This window comes from Mesorhizobium sp. M4A.F.Ca.ET.020.02.1.1 (genome assembly GCF_004022645.1).
GTDB lineage: Bacteria > Pseudomonadota > Alphaproteobacteria > Rhizobiales > Rhizobiaceae > Mesorhizobium.
Window position 1 is genome coordinate 1 of record NZ_RZOI01000713.1, and the last position, 3,086, is coordinate 3,086.

4 protein-coding genes are annotated in these 3,086 nt (G+C 62.8%); all 4 read left to right on the plus strand.

Annotated features, from left to right (window positions below):
* Positions 1-92: 92 nt before the first annotated feature.
* Complete coding sequence (locus tag EN742_RS29805; RefSeq protein WP_027169082.1) at positions 93-431, plus strand: P-II family nitrogen regulator; 339 nt, start codon at positions 93-95, stop codon at positions 429-431.
* Positions 432-462: 31 nt separating this feature from the next.
* Positions 463-1,809, plus strand: coding sequence for an ammonium transporter (locus tag EN742_RS29810; protein ID WP_127406316.1), 1,347 nt, complete (start codon positions 463-465; stop codon positions 1,807-1,809).
* Between the two features lie 328 nt (positions 1,810-2,137).
* On the plus strand, positions 2,138-2,413 hold the full coding sequence (locus EN742_RS29815; protein WP_126057501.1) for a hypothetical protein: 276 nt from the start codon (positions 2,138-2,140) through the stop codon (positions 2,411-2,413).
* A gap of 486 nt (positions 2,414-2,899) precedes the next feature.
* On the plus strand, positions 2,900-3,086 hold a 187-nt coding region (locus tag EN742_RS29820), incomplete at its 3' end, for a hypothetical protein (protein ID WP_148670350.1).

Genomic DNA, 3,086 nt, shown 5'->3' on the forward strand with positions numbered 1-3,086 from the left:
GCTTGAATCCTATTGCGCACTTTCCGGCTCTCATGAGGATCGGTGAAGGTGTGCAAACGCGGGGGACCCGCAACAGCAAAGGGTGAAACCTTATGAAAATCGTGATGGCAATCATCAAGCCGTTCAAGCTCGATGAGGTGCGCGAAGCGCTCACCGCAGTCGGCATCCAGGGCCTGACCGTCACCGAAGTCAAAGGCTACGGGCGTCAGAAGGGACATACGGAAATCTATCGCGGCGCGGAATACGCGGTCAGCTTCCTGCCCAAGATCAAGATCGAGGTCGCGGTTGGTGCCGACATGGTCGACAAGGCCGTCGAAGCCATTACGTCGGCGGCCAAGACCGGCCAGATCGGCGACGGCAAGATCTTCGTCTTCGGCATCGACCAGGCGGTGCGCATCCGCACCGGCGAAACAGACACCGACGCGCTCTGAGCGGCGATCCCCCATTCCAACGGAGAGTTCAATGAATATTCCTTCCACCTTTAAGACGACGGGGCGCGCGACTGCTCTCGGCGCGCTCGCCCTGACGGCCCTGGGCACGGTCGCCGCCTTCGCGCAGGAAGCCGCGGCTCCGGCAGCGGCCCCCGCCACGCCGGCGCCAACGCTCGACACCGGCAACACCGCCTGGATGCTGACCTCGACGGCGCTGGTGCTGATGATGACCATCCCGGGCCTGGCGCTGTTCTACGGCGGCATGGTGCGCAAGAAGAACGTGCTCGCCACCATCATGCAGAGCTTCGCCATCACCTGCCTGGTGACGGTGCTGTGGTTCATGTTCGGCTATTCGCTGGCCTTCTCCGACGGCGGCAGCACCAATGCCTATGTCGGCGGCTTCTCCAAGTTCTTCCACCACGGCATCACCACCGCGACGCTGTGGCTGCCGGGCGTGGCGAACATTCCTGAATTCGTCTTCTCGATGTTCCAGCTGACCTTCGCCATCATCACGCCTGCGCTGATCGCCGGCGCCTTCGCCGAGCGCATGAAATTCTCGGCCCTGCTCATCTTCATGGGCCTGTGGCTGGTGTTCGTCTATGCGCCGATCGCCCATTGGGTGTGGGGCGGCGGCTTCCTCGGTTCGGCCGGCGTTCTCGACTTTGCCGGCGGCACGGTCGTCCACATCAACGCCGGTGTCGCGGGTCTGGTCTGCGCCCTCGTCCTCGGTAAGCGCGAGGGCTACGGCACCGCCAACATGGCGCCGCACAACCTCGTCTATTCGGTCATCGGCGCTTCGCTGCTGTGGGTTGGCTGGTTCGGCTTCAACGCCGGTTCGGAACTGGCCGCCGACGGCCTCGCCGGCGCCGCGATGCTGAACACCCAGGTCGCCACCGCCGCAGCGGCGCTCGCCTGGATGTTCGCCGAATGGATCATCGCCAAGAAGCCGAGCGTGCTCGGCATCATCTCGGGCGCCGTCGCCGGCCTGGTCGCCGTGACGCCCGCCTCCGGCTTCGTCAATCCGACCGGCGCCTTCATCATCGGCATCGTCGCCGGCGTCGTCTGCTATATCTCGGCCGTCAAGGTGAAGCACATCCTCGGCTATGACGACTCGCTCGATGCCTTCGGCGTGCACGGCGTCGGCGGCATCATCGGCGCGCTGCTCACCGGCGCGCTGGCCGATCCCGAGATCAACGCGCTCGGCAAGGGCGCCTCGGTCGGCACCCAGATCTACGGCATCGTCTTCACTATCCTGTGGACGGCGATCGCGACCTTCGTGATCCTCTACATCGTCAAGGCCCTGGTCGGCCTGCGTCCGAGCAGCCAGGAAGAAATCGAAGGCCTCGACATCAGCCAGCACGGCGAAGTGGTGCCGTGAGCCTATCGACCATCCGGCGCCGGCATCCTCCCGCCGGCGGCGGATCCGTTTCACGCAATTCCGACCGAAGCCGCTACGCATTTTTCCGGAATTGCTCAACAATCCCGTCGTGACGCTCCGAAAGGTGCTCACGCATTGAGGCCCGGAAACATCTTCCGGGCCTCCTTTTTTGGAAAATCGTGCGCCTCAATTGGGCGAACGAGGAATCGTTTCACGCGATCACGGTCGCGTGATGTGCCAGCGGAAAGAAACATTGGGCCTTCCGGCTCCGTACTGGGGTAGCGACCGCCGTTCTGGCGCTCGCTAACAACAGGGAAGGAACCAACCGATGAATATCAAGAGCATCTTCCTCGGAGCACTCGCTCTCTCCATGGTCAGCGGCGCCGCATTGGCCGGTGCTCTCGACGAACCGGACAACATGGCGCCATTCTTCACCGATACCGGCATGAAAACCATGAAGCCGGAAGCCGATTTCAAGGCGGCCTGGGCTGCGACGGCCAAAGACAAGCAAGACATGATGATGAAGGAGTGCCAGGACGCGGCGATGAGCAAGCCTCATGCCGAATTCTGCGCCAACTTGATGATGTACGCCGGTCACAAGTGATTGCTACAGATCGGTTCCAGACGGGCCCGATCGCATCCTTGTTCCAATGAGAGATGGCGGGCCGCGCGGCCCGCCTTCGTCGCCCGAACCGATAAAGCCGGCGTCAAGCTTTATCCATTGCGACAACCGACGATCCTCACGTGAGCATCAAGCGAATGTGATTCAGAGTGATTCAGTTCGGCACCTTTCATCGGCTAGCCTTTGCCTCGATCCAAACCCCCGGGATCATGGAAGGTGAAATCCCACTTTCGCTCTCCACAACGAAAGCCTCGCTGGCTCCGGCTCGCGAGGCTTTTTTGCATGCGCGGCCAGGCTGCGGAAAGCCGCGTGTCCGGCAACAACAATTCAACCGCCGGTGATGCGCGCCCAGGCCGCTTCAACCTCTTATAGTTAATGCGCCCTTAACCTTCCCGCCGATAGTCTGTCATCCGAATCTGCCGGCGTGCGTCATGCGTCCGGCGAGGCACTCACAGACGGGGAAGAGGCATGCGTTCAGGCGCTTCAGCACCGCTCGCGCTAACTGATACGGGGCACGGCATCCAGGCATTCGCGCGGCGTCAGCTTGGGCGGCTGGTCGGCGCCGGTCTGTTCACGCTCGTCGCCTTCGGCGTCGCCGGCCTTGCCACCTGGAACGTCGCCGATCCGAGCTTCTCGCACGCCACCGACAACATCG